17 protein-coding genes are annotated in these 19,502 nt (G+C 64.4%); 12 read left to right on the forward strand and 5 right to left on the reverse strand.

What is annotated here, in order from left to right:
- Positions 1-197: 197 nt before the first annotated feature.
- The 7 genes from GGD66_RS00670 (at position 198) to GGD66_RS00700 (ending at position 5,612) form a co-directional block, all read left to right on the forward strand.
- A complete protein-coding gene (locus tag GGD66_RS00670) occupies positions 198-1,163 on the forward strand; it encodes an AraC family transcriptional regulator (RefSeq protein WP_177236939.1) in 966 nt (321 codons plus the stop codon).
- A gap of 122 nt (positions 1,164-1,285) precedes the next feature.
- The gene (locus GGD66_RS00675) at positions 1,286-1,534 is read left to right on the forward strand and encodes a DUF6894 family protein (protein ID WP_092252538.1); all 249 of its coding nucleotides are present in this window, start codon (positions 1,286-1,288) and stop codon (positions 1,532-1,534) included.
- Positions 1,531-1,722 carry a hypothetical protein gene (locus GGD66_RS00680; RefSeq protein WP_183256616.1) on the forward strand — a complete coding sequence of 64 codons (192 nt, stop codon included), beginning with the start codon at positions 1,531-1,533 and terminating at the stop codon, positions 1,720-1,722. Before GGD66_RS00675 ends, GGD66_RS00680 begins: the two co-directional genes overlap by 4 nt.
- 145 nt (positions 1,723-1,867) lie before the next feature.
- Positions 1,868-2,986, forward strand: a complete 1,119-nt coding sequence (locus GGD66_RS00685) for a helix-turn-helix transcriptional regulator (RefSeq protein WP_183256617.1) — start codon at positions 1,868-1,870, stop codon at positions 2,984-2,986.
- A gap of 104 nt (positions 2,987-3,090) precedes the next feature.
- Positions 3,091-4,209 carry a helix-turn-helix transcriptional regulator gene (locus GGD66_RS00690; RefSeq protein ID WP_179730883.1) on the forward strand — a complete coding sequence of 373 codons (1,119 nt, stop codon included), beginning with the start codon at positions 3,091-3,093 and terminating at the stop codon, positions 4,207-4,209.
- A 251-nt stretch (positions 4,210-4,460) separates the two neighbouring features.
- On the forward strand, positions 4,461-4,697 hold the full coding sequence (locus tag GGD66_RS00695; RefSeq protein WP_246788749.1) for a hypothetical protein: 237 nt from the start codon (positions 4,461-4,463) through the stop codon (positions 4,695-4,697).
- 186 nt (positions 4,698-4,883) lie between these two features.
- Complete coding sequence (locus GGD66_RS00700) at positions 4,884-5,612, forward strand: sulfite exporter TauE/SafE family protein (protein ID WP_018319795.1); 729 nt, start codon at positions 4,884-4,886, stop codon at positions 5,610-5,612.
- Here GGD66_RS00700 and GGD66_RS00705 read toward each other — a convergent pair.
- On the reverse strand, positions 5,609-8,809 hold the full coding sequence (locus GGD66_RS00705; protein WP_183256619.1) for an efflux RND transporter permease subunit: 3,201 nt from the start codon (positions 8,807-8,809) through the stop codon (positions 5,609-5,611). The genes GGD66_RS00700 and GGD66_RS00705 overlap by 4 nt on opposite strands.
- A 166-nt stretch (positions 8,810-8,975) precedes the next feature.
- Positions 8,976-10,217: an efflux RND transporter periplasmic adaptor subunit gene (locus GGD66_RS00710; protein ID WP_092252551.1), complete on the reverse strand. Its 1,242-nt coding sequence runs from the start codon at positions 10,215-10,217 to the stop codon at positions 8,976-8,978.
- A gap of 198 nt (positions 10,218-10,415) precedes the next feature.
- Here GGD66_RS00710 and GGD66_RS00715 point away from each other — a divergent pair, with 198 nt between their 5' ends.
- Positions 10,416-11,021 (forward strand): TetR/AcrR family transcriptional regulator, encoded by a 606-nt coding sequence (locus GGD66_RS00715; RefSeq protein WP_092252553.1) that lies wholly within the window; start codon positions 10,416-10,418, stop codon positions 11,019-11,021.
- Between the two features lie 34 nt (positions 11,022-11,055).
- Here GGD66_RS00715 and GGD66_RS00720 read toward each other — a convergent pair whose 3' ends face one another.
- Complete coding sequence (locus GGD66_RS00720; protein WP_183256620.1) at positions 11,056-12,537, reverse strand: amidase; 1,482 nt, start codon at positions 12,535-12,537, stop codon at positions 11,056-11,058.
- Positions 12,538-13,057: 520 nt separating this feature from the next.
- On the opposite strand from GGD66_RS00720, the gene GGD66_RS00725 reads away from it, so the two are divergent.
- From GGD66_RS00725 to rnz, 4 genes are read left to right on the forward strand one after another with little or no spacing between them, the layout of a single operon-like run.
- On the forward strand, positions 13,058-14,293 hold the full coding sequence (locus tag GGD66_RS00725) for a multidrug effflux MFS transporter (protein WP_183256621.1): 1,236 nt from the start codon (positions 13,058-13,060) through the stop codon (positions 14,291-14,293).
- Positions 14,290-15,687 carry a guanine deaminase gene (guaD, locus tag GGD66_RS00730; RefSeq protein ID WP_183256622.1) on the forward strand — a complete coding sequence of 466 codons (1,398 nt, stop codon included), beginning with the start codon at positions 14,290-14,292 and terminating at the stop codon, positions 15,685-15,687. Before GGD66_RS00725 ends, guaD begins: the two co-directional genes overlap by 4 nt.
- Before the next feature lie 14 nt (positions 15,688-15,701).
- Positions 15,702-16,685, forward strand: coding sequence for an antibiotic biosynthesis monooxygenase (locus GGD66_RS00735; RefSeq protein ID WP_183256623.1), 984 nt, complete (start codon positions 15,702-15,704; stop codon positions 16,683-16,685).
- A 52-nt stretch (positions 16,686-16,737) separates the two neighbouring features.
- A complete protein-coding gene (gene rnz, locus GGD66_RS00740; RefSeq protein ID WP_183256624.1) occupies positions 16,738-17,643 on the forward strand; it encodes a ribonuclease Z in 906 nt (301 codons plus the stop codon).
- A gap of 41 nt (positions 17,644-17,684) precedes the next feature.
- Here the strand turns inward: rnz and GGD66_RS00745 are convergent, their stop codons facing one another.
- Both GGD66_RS00745 and GGD66_RS00750 read right to left on the reverse strand, forming a co-directional pair.
- Positions 17,685-18,416, reverse strand: a complete 732-nt coding sequence (locus GGD66_RS00745) for a DUF3750 domain-containing protein (protein WP_183256625.1) — start codon at positions 18,414-18,416, stop codon at positions 17,685-17,687.
- A gap of 134 nt (positions 18,417-18,550) precedes the next feature.
- A complete protein-coding gene (locus GGD66_RS00750; protein ID WP_246788750.1) occupies positions 18,551-19,402 on the reverse strand; it encodes an IclR family transcriptional regulator in 852 nt (283 codons plus the stop codon).
- Positions 19,403-19,502: the final 100 nt, after the last annotated feature.

Here is a 19,502-nt window from a genome sequence, read left to right on the forward strand (position 1 = left end):
TCCATTGTGATGATCGGCGCTCGCGGGTCATCCGAATGCAGGACGCGAGTCATTCAGGACTTTCGTATATCGCGCTTCGGATGATTGAAGAGCAGCGAGCGCCGCGAAGCTTGCCACAACGGCACCGAACGCGCGTCTGAGGAAACGACAGCGTGTGGCCGGTCTGCTCGTCGGCTGGAGAGATTGCAGTGAGCAGCATGGTTGATTTTTCCGTTCTCAATGTTTCAACGAACGAAATTCCCGAAAACGAGCGCATCCCGTTGCTCCGCGATTTCTATTGCCGCGGGGTGCTGAAGGCGGAGGTCGAGGCAAGGGATGGAAAGCCGGCCGCGGCGAGCTTCACCTCTCATGTCTTGCCCGAAGCCCAGTTGTTGATCGGGGGCCTGTGCGGAGCGCGGGTCATTCGCACCAAGCAACTGGTGGCCGATGGCGACGACAGCCTCGCCCTGATCGTGAACAGGTCCGGCGTTCTCGGCATATCCGAGCGGGGGCACGATCTGAGGCTTCATGCAGGGGAGGCGGTGCTGACGAGCGCGGAGGACGTCACGACGTTCGAGCGGCTGTCGCTGGGAAGCTGCTTCTCGCTGCGCGTGCCGAGGCGCGTGCTGGCGCCGATGATCGTGGACGTCGACGATGCCGTAATGCGCGTCATGCCGGAAAGCTCCGCCGGATTGAGGCTGCTGGTCGACTACGCGGTAACGCTGGTGCGGGAGAAGGCGTTCGTGACGCCTTTGCTGCGGCAGCTCGGGGTCGGGCATCTGCACGATCTACTGGCGCTCGTCCTCGGTGCCACCGGTGAAGCGCGGGAGCTGGCCGGACGGCGTGGCGTCAAGGCGGCGCGGCTCCAGAAGGCGAAAGTCTCCATCGCCAACAATTGCTGGCGGCAGGATCTGTCGGTGGCCTCGGTCGCCCAGGAACTCGGCGTGACGCCGCGCTATCTGCAGCGCCTGTTCGAGGCCGACGGCAAGACGTTCTCCTCATTCCTGATCGAACAACGCGTCAAGCGCGCGCATCGCATGCTGCGGGAGCCCGGATACGCCGAGCGAACGGTGAGCTCGATCGCCTACGACGTCGGCTTCGGCGATCTCTCTTATTTCAACCGCTGTTTCCGGCGGACCTATAACGCGACGCCGAGCGACATCAGGAGCGGCGAAATGTCGTGACCGCGCGCGACTGAATTGCAGCCAACTGCCGATTTCAGCCAGCAGACAGGGGTCCGACATGATCCTTGATTGCGAAGCCATGACCCAAGCGTTGCGTGCGGCATCCGCAGCCGGAGTATTGAATGCGCCGTTTCTTTTTCGACCTCCTGGTCGGCAACATCGTGAAGATCGACCCGGGCGGCATGGTGTTCGAATGTGCGGAAGCGACATTCGTGGTGGCCAACGAGATGGCAAACCATCTGTTCGTCTGGCGTGATGATCTGCGTGACCGCGACGCCTGGATCCGCGTCAGGGACAACAGCGGCCGCGAAATCTATCGCGCCCCGGTCTGGTCGGAATGCGCGGAGAAGCGGGGCTGGGACCAGGCGTGAGCGCCGCTTCGGTGCAGCAACTCTGCACCGGTGCGACGCGAGGCGCATTCATCGGCGCGGTGGCCGGCCTCGGCTTCGACTACCGCACCGGGGCCAATTTGTCCGTGTTCGGCGCGGTCGAGGGCATGATGATGTCCGACCAGAGCCGCACCGGCACCGCCAAGGGTGGCGTTCGCGTCGCGTTCTGAGCCGGCATCAGCCCTGGCGGCTCGAACGCGATGCCCGCCGGCCGGGCTCCATCCGCCCGGCCGGCGCCTCCTCCGATCGGAGGATGTCGCATGCTACGGTTGTGTTAGGCTCGCCGGCATTGATCATTCAGTGCCATTTTGAGCCATGCACGGATCGCAAAAGCTGCCAGATCTCGTCGAGTCCATCTACGATGCCGGGCTCGATCCCTCGCTGTGGAATAACGCGGTGGCCGGCATCCGGGATTTCGTCGGCGGCCAGGCCTGCGGGCTGTTCTCGAAGGATTCGATCAGCAAATCCGGTGTCACGCATTACTATTGCGGAGCGGACCCGCACTACATCCAGCTCTATGCCGAGACCCATTCGAAGTTCGATCCGCTGACGGTGCTGCCGCCACACGGCAAGATTGTGAGCATTCCGGATCTCGTCAATTTCGAAGAGTACCGGCGCGGGCGCTTCTACCAGGAATGGATGCAGCCGCAGGGGTGCAGCGATGCGGCCAATGTCGTGCTCGAGATATCGAATGCGAGCTGCCCGGTGATGATGACCGTGCTGTCGGGCCGCCGCATGGTCGATCGGGGCATGAAGCAGCGCCTCTCGCTGCTGGTGCCGCACGCCAGCCGCGCGCTGCTGATCAACCGCGCCATGACCGCGCAATTGACGCTGGCGACGGCACTGGCTGATGTCCTCGACAGTTTGACGGTCGGGATCTTCCTGCTCGATGGCTTCTGCCGTCTGGTGCATGCGAATTCGGCCGGTCAGATCCTGCTCGCGGCCGATGACGTGGTCCGGTCCGTTGCCGGGCAACTCGTGACCGGCAGCGCTGAAGCCAATCAGACCCTTCGCAAGGCGTTTGCGGACCATCGCGACGGTGCAGTGCGTGCCGCAGGCGGCCATGCGATTCCACTGTTGTCCGCCACCGGCGAGCGTTACGTCGCTCACATGCTGCCGTTGTTGTCCTTGCTGCGCAACGGCAGCGAGCGCGTGGCCGACGCCGCCGGTGCGCTGCTTGTGCGCAAGGTATCGCTCGGCGGACAGTCCTGTGGCGAATTGATCGCGCGGACTTTCGAGCTGACGCCGGCGGAGCTCCGTGTGTTCCTGTCGATCGTCGACGTCGGCGGCATTCCCGAGACGGCAGCAGCGCTCGGTATCGCAGAGACGACGGCGAAAACGCATCTGCATCGCGTCTTTGCCAAGACTGGCGTGTCCCGGCAGGCCGATCTCGTCAAGCTCGCCGCGGGTTTTGCAAATCCGCTCGTCCACTGAAGATCGCCGTCGGCGTTGAACCTTTTTCTCCCGCGACAGACTCACAGGAGCCGCCGGGCACGAAGAAATCCGCAAATCTTCGAATTTGACCATTGGCTCTTCCGATGCCCCGACTTCCAAGACATTCCGAGCTGATCGAGAGCATCTATGATGCCGGGCTCCACCCTGAGTTGTGGACCGAGGTCGTCGTCATGCTCAATGCCTTCATCGGCAGCCAGGCCTGCGGCCTGATTTCGAAGGATACGGTCAGCAAGTCCGGAGCGACCCATTATTATTGCGGGGTCGATCCGCACTACATCCAGCTCTATTCAGAAACCTACTCCCGGTACGATCCACTCGCCCGGCTTCCTGGGTATGGCGAGGTGCGCAACATCCCGGACCTCGTGAATTTCGACGAGTACCGCCGCGGGCGATTCTACCAGGAATGGCTGCAGCCCCAGGGCTGCGTCGACGTCGCCAACGTGGTGCTGGAGCAATCGAAGTCGCCGTGCCCGATGTTGCTGACCGTCATCCCGGGCAGGGAGATGCTCGATGCCGAGCAGCGCGCGCGAATGCAGTTCCTGGTCCCGCATGCGAGCCGGGCGCTGATGATCAACCGCGCGATCGAGCGGAAGCAGCAACGCGCGACCGCACTGGCCGACGTCGTGGATCGCCTGAATGCCGGCGTCATCCTGCTCGATGCAGCCTGTCGGATCGTCCACAGCAATCCGGCGGCCGAGACGATCCTGGCCGCAGACGATGTCCTGCGCTCCATCTCGGGCCGGCTGGTGACGAGATCCTCCGAGGCCAATCTGGCCCTCCGCAATATCTTCCGCGATCCGGGAGAGGTGGCTCTGGCTGCGGCCGAAGGTCGAAAGATCCCTCTGACGTCGCACGACGGTTCGCACTACGTCGCGCACGTGATTGCGCTGCCCTCGCTGCTGCGTGATGGCGCGGCCGAGCGCACCTCAGCCGTTGGAGCCTTGCTGGTCTGGAAGGCGGAACTCGACAGCCGCTCATGTGCCGGCCTGATCGACCGCACGTTCGAACTGACGCCCGCGGAACTGAGGGTTCTGCAATCGATCGTCGAGGTCGGCGGTGTGCCGGAGACCGCGGCCGCCCTCGGGATCGCCGAGACCACGGTGAAGACGCATCTGCATCGTGTCTTCGCCAAGACCGGCGTGTCCCGTCAGGCCGATCTGGTCAAGCTTGCGGCGGGATTCTCCAATCCGCTTCTGCACTGACAGGCATGCGCGTCGCGGGCTCTTCGCTGTAGCACGCCGACAGGTTCAAACAGAGACATCATTAGAAAGTTATCGCGCGTCATTCGATCGAATGACGCGTTTTTTTGCGTTTCCTTCTACAGACGCGTCACACGATTTCTTGTTCGACGTATCAGGCTTCTTTGTGAAGCAACTCACAGCAGGCTGGGTGAATCTCACCATTCTCGCGCACAGGTTGAGAGGAGGTCGTCATGCGAAGGACGTCACTTGCGATGGCCGATAGGTTCCGCGACATCGTCGCTCGCGTCGGCGCCGTTTTCCGTGAGCAGCGCAAGATCGACGCGCAACGCGCATTGCAACGCTATCACCACTTGCTGTCCCAGCCCGGCGAAACATTGCCTTTGAACGAAATCATTCCGGTCAGCAAGCAAGAGGATGTTTCAGGAAATGCCCACGGATTTGATGCGCGCGAGCGCGCCGCCGGCGAGCCCGCCTACGAGCGCGCGTAATTTCAACATCGTCGCGATCGCGCTGACCGGGGCGCTCGTCGCTCTTCAGCTGGTCGGGCTGGCGCTTCTGGAACGATCCCACGCTCATGCGATGCAAATGTCGTTTCAGCGCGAGGCGGCCGCCTGCACCGAGAACCCGGATGCTGTCGTTCCGCAGATCCCCTATGATTGACCGGAGGACGGTCCGTGCCTGACGTCACGACTCTGATTCTGCTTAGCGTTGCCGTCTTCGCCGGCGCCTTCGTATCAGGACTCTCGGGTTTCGCGTTTTCGGCCGTCGCGGGCGCGATCCTGCTGCGGGTGTTTCAGCCGCTCGAAGCCGTGCCGCTGATGATGGCGTGCAGCATCGGCGTGCAGGCGACCAATCTGTGGGCGCTCCGGCGCAGCATCCGCTGGGAAGGCAGTCTGCTGCTGATCGTCGGCGGATTGATCGGTGTGCCCATCGCGGTGTCGCTGTTGCAGAGCGCGGATACGCATCTGCTCAGGCGCGGCTTCGGCATCATCGTCGCGCTCTATGCGGCCTATATGCTGCTGCGGCCGACGCTGGTGACGGCAGGCGAGGCGGTCGGCCGGCACTGGGTGGCGCTGATCGGATTTGGGGGAGGGCTCGTCGGCGGGCTCACCGCGATGCCGGGCGCGATCCCGACGATCTGGTGCGACATGCGCGGCATGCCCAAGAGCGAGCAGCGCGGCCTGGTGCAGCCCTTCATCGCGGCAATGCAGCTATTTGCCATCGCGCTGCTGGTCGGGCATCAGGACCTGTCGTCAAAGGTCTTCGTCGACCTTGCCGTCAGCCTGCCGGCGTTGTTCGCCGGCTCGGCGCTCGGCGTGATCGCTTTCCACCGGGTCAACGAGACGGTCTTTCGCAAGACCGTGCTCGTTCTGTTGCTCGTGTCGGGGATATCCCTGATCTAGTGTCCTTGGACTTCGTGAAGTCCCTGGACCGGCGCCGCGCTGATGTCGCTGCCGTGATGCACCAGCGGCTTGTTACCGGTCACGGTCCGCAGCAGCACATAGAACACCGGCGTCAGGAACAGGCCGAAAACGGTGACGCCGATCATGCCGGAGAACACGGCCACGCCCATGGCTCGCCGCATCTCCGAGCCCGCGCCGGTCGACAGCACCAGCGGCAGCACGCCCATGATGAAGGCCATCGACGTCATCAGGATCGGGCGAAGCCTTAAGCGGCTCGCCTCGATCGCGGCGCGGATCGGCGTGCGCCCGGCGAATTCGAGCTCACGCGCGAACTCGACGATCAGGATCGCGTTCTTGGCCGAGAGTCCCACGAGAACGATCAGGCCGATCTGGGTGAAGACGTTGTTGTCGCCCTTGGAGATCCAGACGCCGAACATGGCGGCAAGCAGGCCCATCGGCACGATCATGATGATCGAAAGCGGCAGGGTCAGGCTCTCGTAGAGCGCGGCCAGCACCAGGAACACCAGCAGGATCGCCAGCGGAAACACCCAGAGACCGGAATTGCCCGCGATGAACTCCTGATAGGTCAGGTCGGTCCACTCGAAGGCAAAGCCGGGTGGCAACGTCTCCGCCGCGATCCGGGTTGCTGCCTCCTGCGCTTGGCCCGACGAGAAGCCGGGCGCGGCGGCGGCGTTGATGTCGGACGACAGGAATCCGTTGTAGCGGATCGCGCGCTCCGGTCCCGCGCTCTGGCGGATATTGAGCAGCGCCGACAACGGCACCATGTCGCCCGAGGACGAGCGCACCTTCAACTGCCTGATGTCATCGGCGCGTGCACGGAACGGCGCGTCGGCCTGCACATAGACCGAATAGGTGCGGCCGAACTTGTTGAAGTCGTTGACGTAGTAGGACCCCAGATAAATCTGCAGCGTGTTGAACACCTCAGTCACCGGCACGCCAAGCTGCAGCGCCTTGGTGCGGTCGATGTCGGCGAAGAGCTGGGGCACGTTGACCTGGAAGCTCGAGAACACGCCGGCGATCTCCGGCGCCTTCTGCATCGCCGCCATGAACGCTTTCGTCGCTTCGTTCAGCGCCTCATAGCCGAGGCCGGCACGGTCCTCGATCTGGAGCTTGAAGCCGCCGATGGTGCCGAGGCCGTTGACCGGCGGCGGCGGGAACATGGCGATGAAGGCCTCCTGGATGCCGGCATATTTCTTGTTCAGGTCGGCCGCGATGGCATTCCCGCTCAGGGCCGGGCCCTTGCGCTCGTCGAATGGCTTCAGCGTCGAGAACACGATGCCGGCATTGGACGAGTTGGTGAATCCGGAGATCGACAGGCCAGGGAAGGCCACGGAGCTCTCGACGCCAGGCTGGGTCAGCGCGACGTCGCTCATCTTGCGGATGACCTCTTCGGTGCGGTCGAGCGTTGCGCCATCGGGCAGGCGCGCAAAGCCGACCAGATATTGCTTGTCCTGGCCCGGCACGAAGCCGCTCGGCACCTGCTGGAACAAGAGGGCGGTGAGGCCGACCAGGACCACGTAGAGCCCCATCACCGCGGCCTTGCCCGAGATCACCTTGGTGACGGTGCCGCTGTAATTGTCCGAGGAGCGCGTGAAGGCCTTGTTGAAGCCGCGGAAGAACCAGCCAAGGCTCTTTTCCATGATGAGCGTCAGCCGGTCCTTCGGCTCGTTGTGGCCCTTGAGCAGCAGCGCTGACAGCGCCGGCGACAGTGTCAGCGAGTTGACCGCCGAGATCACGGTCGAGATCGCGATCGTCAGTGCGAACTGCTTGTAGAACTGCCCGGTGAGGCCGGAGATGAAGGCCAGCGGCACGAACACCGCGATCAGCACCATGGCGATGGCGATGATCGGACCCGATACCTCGCGCATGGCCTGATAGGTGGCGTCGCGCGGCGACAGCCCGGCCTCGATGTTGCGCTCGACATTCTCGACCACGACGATGGCGTCGTCGACGACGATGCCGATGGCGAGTACGAGGCCGAACAGGCTGAGCGCGTTGATGGAGAAGCCGAACACGTGCATCACCGCGAACGTGCCGACGATTGACACCGGCACGGCCAGTAGCGGGATGATCGAGGCCCGCCAGGTCTGGAGGAACAGGATCACCACCAGCACCACCAGCGCGATCGCTTCGAGCAGCGTGTGGATGACGGCCTCGATCGAGGAGCGTACGAACTGGGTGGGGTCGTAGACGATCTGGTAGGACACGCCTTCCGGCATGTTCTTCTTGATCTCGGCCATGGTGGCGCGGACGTTGTCGGAAATCTGCAGCGCATTGGAGCCCGGCGCCTGGAAGATCGGAATCGCGACCGCCTGCTTGTTGTCGAGCAGCGAGCGCAGGCCATATTGCGAGGCGCCGAGCTCGATCCGCGCGACGTCGCGCAGCCGCACGACCTCGCCGCGCGTGCCGGTCTTGACCACGATGTCGCCGAACTGCTCTTCGCTGGACAGCCGGCCTTCCGCATTGACGGACAGTTGCAGGTCGATGCCCTGCACGTTCGGGGAGGAGCCGACAACTCCGGCGGCGGCCTCGACGTTCTGCGCCTGGATCGATTTGACGATGTCGCTCGCGGTCAGGCCGTGCTCGGCCGCCTTCTGCGGATCAACCCAGACCCGCATCGAATAGTCGCCGGCGCCGTAGAGCTGGACGTCGCCGACGCCGTCGATCCGCGCCAGCCGGTCCTTGACGTTGAGTACCGCGTAGTTGCGCAAATACGTCATGTCGTAGCGGCCGTTGGGCGACAACAGATGCACGACCATGGTGAGGTCGGGCGAGGACTTCTTGGTGACGATGCCGAGCTGACGCACCACGGCGGGCAGGCGCGGCTCGGCCTGCTGCACGCGGTTCTGCACCAGCTGCGTCGCCTTGTCGGGGTCGGTGCCAAGCCGGAACGTCACCGTCAGCGTCATCGCGCCGTCGGTGGTCGCCTGGCTCGACATGTAAAGCATGTTCTCGACGCCGTTGATCTGCTCCTCGATCGGGGTCGCGACCGTCTCCGCGATCACCTTGGGATTGGCGCCGGGATAGGTGGCGCGCACCACGACGGAGGGCGGCACCACGTCCGGATATTCCGAGATCGGCATCGCGAACAGCGAGATCAGGCCGGCAAGGAAAATCAGGACCGACAGCACGCCGGCAAAAATTGGACGATCGATGAAGAACTTTGAGAGATTCATGGCTTTGCCCCTGGGCAATATCCTGCGTGTCTCCGCCAACTCACCCCGTCATTCCGAGGCGCGCGCTCAGCGCGCGAACCCGGAATTCGGAGGTGAGATGGATCGGAGTTTCCAAACTGCTGGATTCCGGGTTCGCGCTACGCGCGCCCCGGAATGACAGAGAACACTAGCGTTGCACGACGTCCTGGTTGCTGTGGTTCGAAGCCTGCTGCCCACGCGCGCCCATCGCTGCGACCTCCGTCTTGAGGAGGGCGCCGGGACGCACGCGCTGCAGGCCGTTGACGACGATACGATCGCCGGACTTCAGGCCCGAGGTGACGATGCGAAGCCCGTCGACGGCGCTGCCGAGCGTGATCGGACGGTAGACCGCGCGGCTGTCGTCGCCGACCGCCATCACGAACTTCTTGTCCTGATCGGTCCCGATCGCGCGCTCGTCGATCATCACCAGCGTCTGTTGCTTCGGCTGGCCCATGCGCACGCGGGCGAACTGGCCGGGGATCAGACGCCCGTCCTCGTTCCGGAACACCGCACGCACCCGGATGGTGCCGCTCTGGCCGTTGACCTGGTTGTCGATGAGCTGGATGTGGCCTTTTGCCGAGAGGCCGCCGGAGGTCGCCATCTCAACCGGGATCTGGTCGAGCTTGCCGCGTCCGCCCTTGGCGTCCGCGATCGAGTTCAGCGCACGCAGCACGACCTCTTCGTCCGCATCGAATGACGCATAGATCGGATTGACCGAGACCAGCGAGGTCAGCACCGGGGAGGCGGTGCCCGCAGCGACGAGATTGCCGACGGTGATCTCGATCTTGCCGACGCGACCGTCCACGGGCGCGCGCACCTCGGTGTAGTCGAGATTGAGCTTTGCAGTCTGGAGCGTTGCCTCGGCCGCCTTCACGCTGGCGATCGCTTCGCGGTTGGCGTTCTCGCGCTGGTCGAAATCGCGGCGTGTCACGACGGCGTTGCCGACCAGCTGCGCGCCGCGTTCGACCTCGCTGGTGGTGAATACCACGCGCGCCTTTGCGGCCTCGAGTTGGGCGTTGGCCTTGTCGACCTCGGCGGCGTAAGGCGCCGGATCGATCTTGAACAGCACGTCGCCAGCCTTCACCAGCGCGCCTTCGGTGAAGTTGGTGGAAAGGATCGCACCGGCAACGCGCGGGCGGAGCTCGACACGGTGGATGGCTTCCAGCCGGCCGGAGAAATCGTCCCACAGCGCGGTCTGCCGCGGCTCGATCATGGCGACGGTGACGGGCACCGCCTGTTCAGCCGCGACGGCCGTTGCAGTTGCCTGGGCGGAACGAAGATAGTGGCCGGTCGCAATTGTACCGGCTACGGCGAGGGCGCCCACGATGGCGACGCCGCCAAGAAGGCGGCGAAGGCGGCCGGCACGGGAGGTATTTTGGGAGGGGGGCATTTGCGCGCTCCAGATATGTAGTGTTCACTACAGATGTGGAGCTGGATCTCGCAGTGCAAGATACTTATGTACCATTCACTAAGAAAAATGTACGCCGATACCGCGACGATTGAAAGACACAAGAAAAAGAAAGCCAGAACAAATAGATAGGACCGGCGTTAAGCTGATACAGGCCGCCGATTCCGAGGAGACAGGCACATGCGCATGGGACGCCCCCGCGAATTCAACGCCGAAACGGCGTTGGACCAGGCGATGGAAGTGTTTTGGCGCCATGGCTATGAGGGCGCCACGATCGCGCAGCTGACCGAGGCCATGGGCATCAATCCGCCCAGCCTCTATGCCTGTTTTGGCAACAAGGAAGGTCTGCTGAAGGCTGCGCTCGATCGCTACACCAAGCTGCGCGGCGTCTGGATGGACGAGGTGGTGGCCGCGTCCACCGCCCGCGACGTCGCCGAACGGATGCTGATGGGCATCGCCGAGAAGCAGACCGATCCCGCCAATCCGCCCGGCTGCCTGCTCGTGCAGGGCGGCATCGCCTGCGGCACCGGCTCCGAAAACGTCCCGTTCGAGCTCGCCGCCCGCCGCGCCCAGAACGAGGACCAACTCCGGGACCGTTTTGTCCGTGCCAAGGCCGATGGCGATCTCAAGGAGAGCGCCGATCCCGCCGCGCTCGCGCGCTACGTCTCGGCCGTCGCGGTCGGCATGGGCGTGATGGCATCCTCGGGCGCAGATCGCGAAGCGCTGCGGCAGGTGGCGAGCGTCGCCGTGCAGGCGGTCGAGGCGCAGTCGGCCGACCGAGCGTGATGGCCGTAAGCGCCGGCGGCTGTCATCCCGCAGCTTATGCAGACAGCGCCGGCGGCGGCACGAAGCCGCCGAACTCGCGTTCGATCAAGTCGGCCAGCGCAATCGTCGTACGATCCTCCAGATAGGGCCCGATGATCTGGACGCCGACCGGGAGACCCGTCGCTGTGCGCTCGATCGGAACGGCGGTTGCCGGCAAACCGCAGGTCGACGCGGGGTCGGCCCAGATGAAGCACGCATCGGAGTAGTTGTAGAGCTTGCCATCGATGTCGAGCTGCCGTGCGTCGAACGGTTCGGAATGGTCATGCGGAAAGGCCGGCACGGCGGCGGCCGGGTAGATCACGGCGTCGAACTCACGGAATAGCTGCTGCCACCGTCGTTGCAGCTGCAAGCGCGCCGCATCGGTCGCGAGCCATTCGCGATGGATCATGCCCCAGCCGCGGGCGCGCTCGGCCTGCAGGCTGCGGTCGTCGGGGGAGAGTGCGGCGGCAGCTTCTTGCGCCTTGGCGAGGGCGATCGCTGTCAGGCGCGGGCTTCGCGCGGCGTTGAGCAGCTTCATGTAGAGCCGCGCAGACTCGGCGAGATCGGGCAGCAGCGTGCTCGAGCGTCCCACCTGCGCGCCCGAACTGCCGAGCCGCTCGGCCAATCGTCCAATGGCTGAACGCACGGCCTCGCCCGTCGGCATCAACGGGTGCGTGTCGACCACGAGGATCCTGAAATCCCCGAGATGATCATGGCGCGGGGCGGGCAGCGCAAGCCGATAGCCGATCCCGTCGCGCGTCTCGTCCGGGCCGGCGATCACGTCGAGTGCCAGTGCAAGGTCCGAAGCTGTACGCGCCATCGGTCCAACGACCGCGAGATCGCCCTGGCTGGGGACGGGCGGTGCCGGCGGCAGGCCGTATCCGCGGAGCGGGACCAGGCCGAGGCTCGGCTTGTGTCCGAACACGCCGCAGAAATGCGAGGGGACCCGGATCGAGCCGCCGATATCCGAGCCGATCGAGAGCGGACCGAAGCCTGCGGCCAGCGCCGCGCCGCATCCGCCGGAGGAGCCGCCGGGCGACCGGCCGAGGTCCCACGGGTTGTTAGTCGTCCCGTAGATCTCGTTGTAGCTCTGGAAATCCCTGAGGCCGATCGGGATATTGGTCTTGCCGATGACGATGGCGCCGGCCGCCTTCAACCGCGAGACGACGAGGGCATCCTCCGCCGGCTGGAAATCCCTGAAATGCGGAAAGCCCCAATTCGTCGGCAGGCCCGCGACGTTGAAGGGCTCTTTCAAGGTCACGGGGATGCCGAGCAACGGCCGTTGCTCGCCGCCGCCAAGCGCGGCATCGGCAGCGCGCGCCGCCGCTCTCGCGCGGTCGAAATCGCGCACGATGACCGCGTTGATCTGACCGTCGAGTGCCTCGATGCGCGCGATCGTGTGTTCGAGCAGTTCCAACGCAGATATCTTGCGCGCGTGCAGGGCGCTCGCCAGTGCTCTGATCGAGCCGTAGTTCAAGTCAGCAGCATCTGCGGTCATCACGAACTCCAATGTACCTCATCGCGGCATCCACACTATCTCCGCCGCAGATCGTTCGGGGCACCGAACATGCGATTTTGAAAGGGGGATGAGGAGGCGGCGCAACGGGCACCAGATCTGCTTGCCGGGGGCACCGGTTCGGAGGCCGGGCTTCGAAACGCTATGCCTTCCGACCCGTTAACGGACTGGCGCGCTGGCGGGATTCACAATCGGCCATCAGGCGAGTCAGCGCCTGCTTTGCCCGACGTGTCAAACGTCCGCGCGGGCAGGCCTTCGACGTGCGGTGCGAAATTCTTCAATGATTTGTACTTTGCATGGGGTTGTTTTCGCGTTTTTTGTTTGGGCGTCCCCCGGGCCAGGGCATCAGCCGTCAAAGGCCGTATCGATACGGGCGCTCCTAAGAATTCTTACACACAGTTCTGGCACGCTCCCGCGCGTCAAAGTTCCCGCAACCTGCATCGTCGCGTCTCATTGCGCGCACGAAAAGATGGGGCCCGCGGAGATCAAAGGGGCGTTGCTCATGACCGCATTTGCTTCGGACGCCGGTTGCGCGAAGCGGGGGATCGTGCCGATCCTGCTGTGCGTCGTGCCGTTTAGCCAAATTCCGCTCGATGCCTATACGCCCGGCCTGCCGCAGATGGTGGTGGATCTCGCCGCCGATCCCGCCTCGATGCAGAACACCGTCACCGCCTACATGCTCGGCATGAGTCTGGCGCTGGTGCCGGTCGGCATCGCCTCCGACACGCTGGGCCGCCGCAACGTCCTGCTCGCAGGCCTTTCGGTGCTGATCGCGATGAGCATCGCCTGCGCGCTCGCCACCAGCGCCTCGCTGCTGCTCGGCTTGCGTTTCCTGCAAGGGATCGGCGGCTGCACCTGCCTCGTCGTCGCCTATGCGGTTGCGGCCGATTGCTATCGCGGCCGTGAGCTCACCGCGATCTCCGGCCTGCTGGGCGCTGCCTGGGGACTCGCGCCGGTGCTAGCGCCCGCGGCCGGCGGCTTCATCGTCGAGTTGACGTCATGGCGTGGTGTCTTCGTCATCATTGCGATTGCTGCGGTCATCGTTGCTGCGATCGTCGTGTTTCTTCTGCCCGAGACGTTGCCGGCCGAGCGGCGCGCGCCGTTCGATCCGCGCCGCACGGCGGGTATCTTGCGCGAGGCGGTGGTCCGTCCGGGCTTCCTGGCTTTCGTGCTGGTGTTCGCTGCGGCCGCGAGCGCGCAGCTGGCATTCGGCGTCGTCGCACCGTTCTTCTACCAGACCGGCCTCGGTTACTCGGCGGCGATCTACGGCCTCGTCGCGCTCGGCCTCGGCGGGGTCAACCTCGCCGGCGAGCTCGGCTGCGCGCATTTTGCGCGCTTCATGCCGGCCCGCATGCTGGGCTTCGGCGCCTTCGCGCTGTTTCTCGCCGGCTCCGCGGTGCTGACCGTGACAGGCATGGCCGTCGGTCTCGATTTCGCGTCGATCACGATCGGCGGCGCGCTGGTGCTCGGCGGCTGCGGCGTGCTGTGTCCGATGATGTACGGCATGGCGCTCGGCCTGTTCGAACGCGACCACGGCCTGATCGGCGGCCTCATCAGCGCGCTCTGCTATCTCGCCGTGAGCGGCGCCATGGCGATCGCGGCGGTGTTGCCTGAAGCAACGCAGGCGCCGATCGGATGGCTCTATCTCGGCCTCTGCGCCATCGCGGGCACGCTGCTCGCGATCTCCTTGCCGTCAGTGCGCCAGCCAAACAGTCTTAAGGAAGGGACCCAATCATGACCACGGTCGGTATTCGCGGCACGTTCTTCGACTTCGTCGACGATCCCTGGAAGCACGTCGGCAACGAGCAGGCCGCCGCGCGCTTTCATCACGACGGCCTCATGATCGTCACGGACGGCGTCATCAAGGCATTCGGTCCTTACGAGACGATCGCCGCCCGCCATCCGGGCGTTGAGATCACCCGTATCAAGGACCGGATCATCGTCCCCGGCTTCATCGACGGCCACATCCATCTGCCGCAGACCCGCGTGCTCGGGGCCTATGGCGAGCAGCTGTTGCCGTGGCTGCAGAAATGGGTCTATCCGGAAGAGTTCAAATACCGGGATCGCAACTACGCGCGCGAGGGCGTCAAGCGTTTCCTCGACGCGCTGCTGGCCTCCGGCACCACCACCTGCCAGGCCTTCACGAGCTCCTCGCCAGTTTCAACCGAGGAGTTGTTCGAGGAAGCGGCCCGCCGCAACATGCGCGTGATCGCGGGCCTCACCGGCATCGATCGCAACGCGCCGGCGGACTTCATTGATACCCCGGAGAATTTCTATCGCGACAGCAAGCGGCTGATCGCAGAGTATCACAACAAGGGCCGCAACCTCTACGCCATCACGCCGCGCTTCGCCTTCGGCGCCTCACCGGAATTGCTCAAGGCCTGCCAGCGCCTCAAGCACGAGCATCCGGATTGCTGGGTCAATACCCACATCTCCGAGAACCCGGCTGAATGCAGTGGCGTGCTGGTCGAGCACCCGGACTGCCAGGACTATCTTGGCGTCTACGAGAAGTTCGATCTGGTCGGGCCGAAGTTCTCAGGCGGTCACGGCGTCTATCTCTCGAACAACGAATTCCGGCGCATGTCGAAGAAGGGCGCGGCGGTGGTGTTCTGCCCGTGTTCCAACCTGTTCCTCGGCAGCGGTCTGTTCCGCCTCGGCCGCGCCACCGATCCCGAGCATCGCGTGAAGATGTCGTTCGGTACCGACGTCGGCGGCGGCAACCGCTTCTCGATGATCTCCGTGCTCGACGACGCCTACAAGGTCGGCATGTGCAACAACACGCTGCTCGACGGAAGCATCGATCCCACGCGGAAGGACCTTGCGGAAGCCGAGCGCAACAAGCTCTCGCCCTATCGCGGCTTCTGGTCGATCACGCTCGGCGGCGCCGAGGGCCTCTACATCGACGACAAGCTCGGCAATTTCGAGCCCGGCAAGGAAGCTGATTTCGTCGCGCTTGATCCGAACGGCGGGCAGATCGCCCAAGCGTGGCACCAATCGCTGATCGCCGAGGGCGCCGGCCCGCGCACGATGGACGAGGCCGCGAGCATGCTGTTCGCGGTGATGATGGTCGGCGACGATCGCTGCGTCGACGAGACCTGGGTGATGGGCAAGCGGCTCTACAAGAAGAGCTGAAGCGGACCGCGACGATGAGCACGTCTCCGGATACAGCCGGCAAGCCGGTCGCCCTCGTCATCCAGCGTCGCATCGCTGACGAGGGCTTTGCCGCGTTCGCGCGATGGAACGGCGAGGTGGGCGAGGCGCTCAAGGCCTGGCCCGGTTTCCTGGGGCAGGAGGTGGTGCCGCCACAGCCGCCGGCGCATGTCGACTGGGTGACGATCCTGCGCTTCGCCAGCCCGGCCGCGGCGCGCGCCTGGCTCCAGAGCGAGGTGCGGGCGAAGCTGATCGGAGAGGTGCAGCGCTTCTTCGTCGGTTCGGAGGATGTTCATATCCTGCCCGACACCGGCGTCCAGCGCGACAGCGCGGTGTCGGCCGTCATCTCCTTCAAGGTGCCGGATGGACTCGAGGACGCGTTTCTGAAATGGCAGCAGCGCATCCAGGCTGCCGAGGCCGAGTTCAAGGGGTTCTTGCGCCACAAGATCGAGCGGCCGATTCCGGGCTTGCGCGACGAATGGATCGTCATCCTGTCGTTCGACAGCGATGCCAACCTCAATGCATGGCTGGGCTCGCCCGTCCGGCAGACCCTGCTGAAGGAGGGCGAGCGCTTTAACGCGGGCATGAACGTGAAGCGCGCAAGCTACGGCTTCAATTTTTGGTTTCCCGCCGGCAAAGCCCAGGCGCCGGAGCAGGGCCCGGCCCTGATCTGGAAGAGCAACCTCATCGTCCTCTTGGTGCTCTATCCCGTGGTTTATCTCTGGGGCACTTTCATCAGCCGACCGCTGATCGACAGTCATGGCGTGCCGATCTGGCTGTCGCTGTTCGTCGGCAATCTCGTCAGCACCCAGTTGCTCGGCTGGTGGCTGGTGCCCGCCGCCTTCAAGGCACTCGACTGGTGGGTCGCGCCGAAGGCGGCGATCAGTCGCCAAATCGCGGGCTACGCACTTCTTGCCGCACTCTACGCCGCGTCGATGGGGCTGTACGCGCTGTTGCTCGCGTGGCATTGGGGACGGTGAGACCGTTCACCGTACCGTCGCGGAGAGGGGCGGTCGCTGGACATCGACGACCATGTTTGCCCTGACATTCCTCGGCACCTCGGCGAGCGTTCCTTCCGCGGAGCGCAACCATCCGGCCCTGCTGATCGAGGCCGCCGGACATCGCATGCTGGTCGATTGCGGCGAGGGCACGCAGCGCCAGTTACTGCGCAGTGGCGCAGGTTTTCGACGGCTCGACCGCATTCTGCTGACGCATGCGCATCTCGATCATGTGCTCGGCATCCCCGGCCTGTTCTCGACGCTGCGCTTGCGGCAGAGCGCCGAGGTGATGATGGTTCATGGCGGTCCAGCGACGCTCGAGACGGTCATTCAGATGCTTGCCGGCTTGTGGGGTGCGGGCAGGGCGCCGCTTCCGGTGGAGTTCGCCTCGTTGGCCGCAGGACGGTTCGTCGACGCCGGCGACTTCACCATCGACTGCTTTCCGGTCCGCCACCGCGACACCGACAGTTTTGGCTTCGTCTTCCAAAGCCCCGCTCGTCGCCACCTTCAGCCGGATCGGCTGGCGGCGCTGGGCGTTCCCGACGGTCCCTTGCGCGGCGAGCTGGCCGCAGGCCGGTCAGTCGTGATCGACGGCGATCGAACGATCGATCCGGAAGATGTCCTGGGACCGCCGAGCGGCGGCAGGAAACTTGTCGTGATCGGCGACACCGAAACCACCGAGGGGCTGGCGCAACACGTCGTTGATGCCGACATGCTGGTGATCGAGGCAACGTTCCTCGATCGTGACGCCTCGACCGCGCGGGATTACGGCCATCTCACCGCGGCAGAAGCGGCGTCGTTTGCGGCAGCGAGCAATGTGAAGCAGCTCGTGCTGACCCATATGTCGGGACGCTATGAGGACGAAGAGATTCTCGCCGAGGCGGCGAGGATCTTTCCGAACACCCGGATCGCCGCCGACTTCGATCACATCGTGGTCTAGCCGTCGCGACGAAACATCGCCAGTCGCGGTCTCGTCCGGCTCTACAGACCGGCGGCAACACCGAGGCGGCCGATGCCCGGCAGCTTGACGGCGGGCCGGCGGATGTCGAGGCCGAGCACGGCGCCGAAGAAGTTGATCTCGAGGCCTTCGACCCAGCCGAGGGTCAGGCCGAGATAGCCGAAGAGCGAGGCATAGAAGCCGGTGCGCGAGGCGGTCAGCCCAATCCATTCCCCGGAATAGGGATAATCCTTGCCGATCGCGGTCGGCGGCAGAACCGCGCGAAGTTCCGGCACGGCATCAAGAGCGGCTTGAACGAAGGTGTTTGAATTCGGTCCCGGCCAGGCGCTGTAGTCGCCGTAGGTTCGAAACTTGTAGGTCTCGATCACAGTCCGAATCCTGGGAATGAGGAACTCGGCCCGTGACCCATCTACGGCGACGACGGTTTTCGGCAGGGCGCCGAACCACCTTCCATCGGGGGCGAAGCCGTTGCTCCGGATCGGTTCGCCCCAGGCGGTGTAGTCGTATCGGCTGTAGCTGGTCGCATCCTTTTCCTTGACGACGATCCACGTGTGGACGGCGAAGATGCTTCGCCATCGGACCGTTCGGGCCGCATAAACCCGGATCAGGGCATCGGGATGGGAAGAAGCCGGCGGCAGCAGGCCTGCGCTGGAACGGTCAGCCGTCTGCCAATTGCCGCGGCTATCTCCAAGCCAATAGTACCGCGCGGCCGATAGGCCGATCGGCACGAACAGGAGCAGGAAGAAAATGAGCACGGCTCTTCGCAAGGGGAAATCGGGTTTCGGAAGGAAGCCTTGACGATATAGGTCGCGAAAGCGTTTTCACAATGATCTTCGAATGCAGATCGTCAGCTGTGACGTCGCACGGGACACGCCCGCGAAGAGATCGCTCAGCTCGTCAATCCCGACTTGATCGCGAGATCCTGTACCTGGCTGGTCAGCTCCATCAGCCGCGGCAGCGCCTGGTCGTGGAAGGCTGCCATGTCCATGCGCATGGCATCGACCGTGATGCTCAATCCCCCGATCACCGAGCCCTGGGCGTCGAAGATCGGCGTTGCCAGCGTGCGCAGGCCATAGGCGTTCTCGCCGTCGGAGACGGCATGGCCTTTTCTCTTCACCTGATCGAGCCGGGCGAGCAAGGCATCGAGATCGGTCAGCGTCCGCTCCGACAGTTTGACGCGAGGGCGCGATTCCAGTCGCTCGATCTGCTCGTCCCGCGCCAGATGCGCCAGCATGACGTGACCGAGCGCGGCGCTGTAGGCTGGAATGCGCGTGCCGGGCCGGCGATCCATCTTGTGGCGGTCGAGGCCGGCGCCGACGCGCGCGAGATAGACCACGTCACCGCCGTCGAGGATGCCGAGCGAAGCCGCATCGCCGACATCGGGCACGAGATCGCGCAGCAACGGCTCGACCATTGGGCGCAACGATCCATGCGATAGCACGGTGTAACCGAGGTCGAGGCAGGCAACGCCGAGGCGGAACCGGCGGCTCTGCGGCACCGCCTGGAGATAGCCGAGTTCGGTCAGGGTCTGGATCAGCCGAAACGCCGTTCCGCGATCGAGATCGGCCCGTGCGGCAATCTCACTCAGGGTGAGCTCGAAGGCCTCGCTGCTGAAACTCTTGAGCACGGCAAAGGCCTTGCCGACGGACGCCACATGATTCTTGGGGTTTTTCGGGGGCGATTCCGATTTGCGCTTTGTGGCCTTCTTTTCGACCTTGGCCATGCCCGAATGCCTTGCCATGACAGCCACCGCCCTTGACGCGGCGGCAAGCTGATTTTACGACTGGTCAAGCCAATAACAAATGTTCGCATTCCGAACAACTGATTTGACGATCGGAGGA

This window comes from Bradyrhizobium sp. CIR48 (assembly GCF_014198315.1).
Lineage (GTDB): Bacteria > Pseudomonadota > Alphaproteobacteria > Rhizobiales > Xanthobacteraceae > Bradyrhizobium.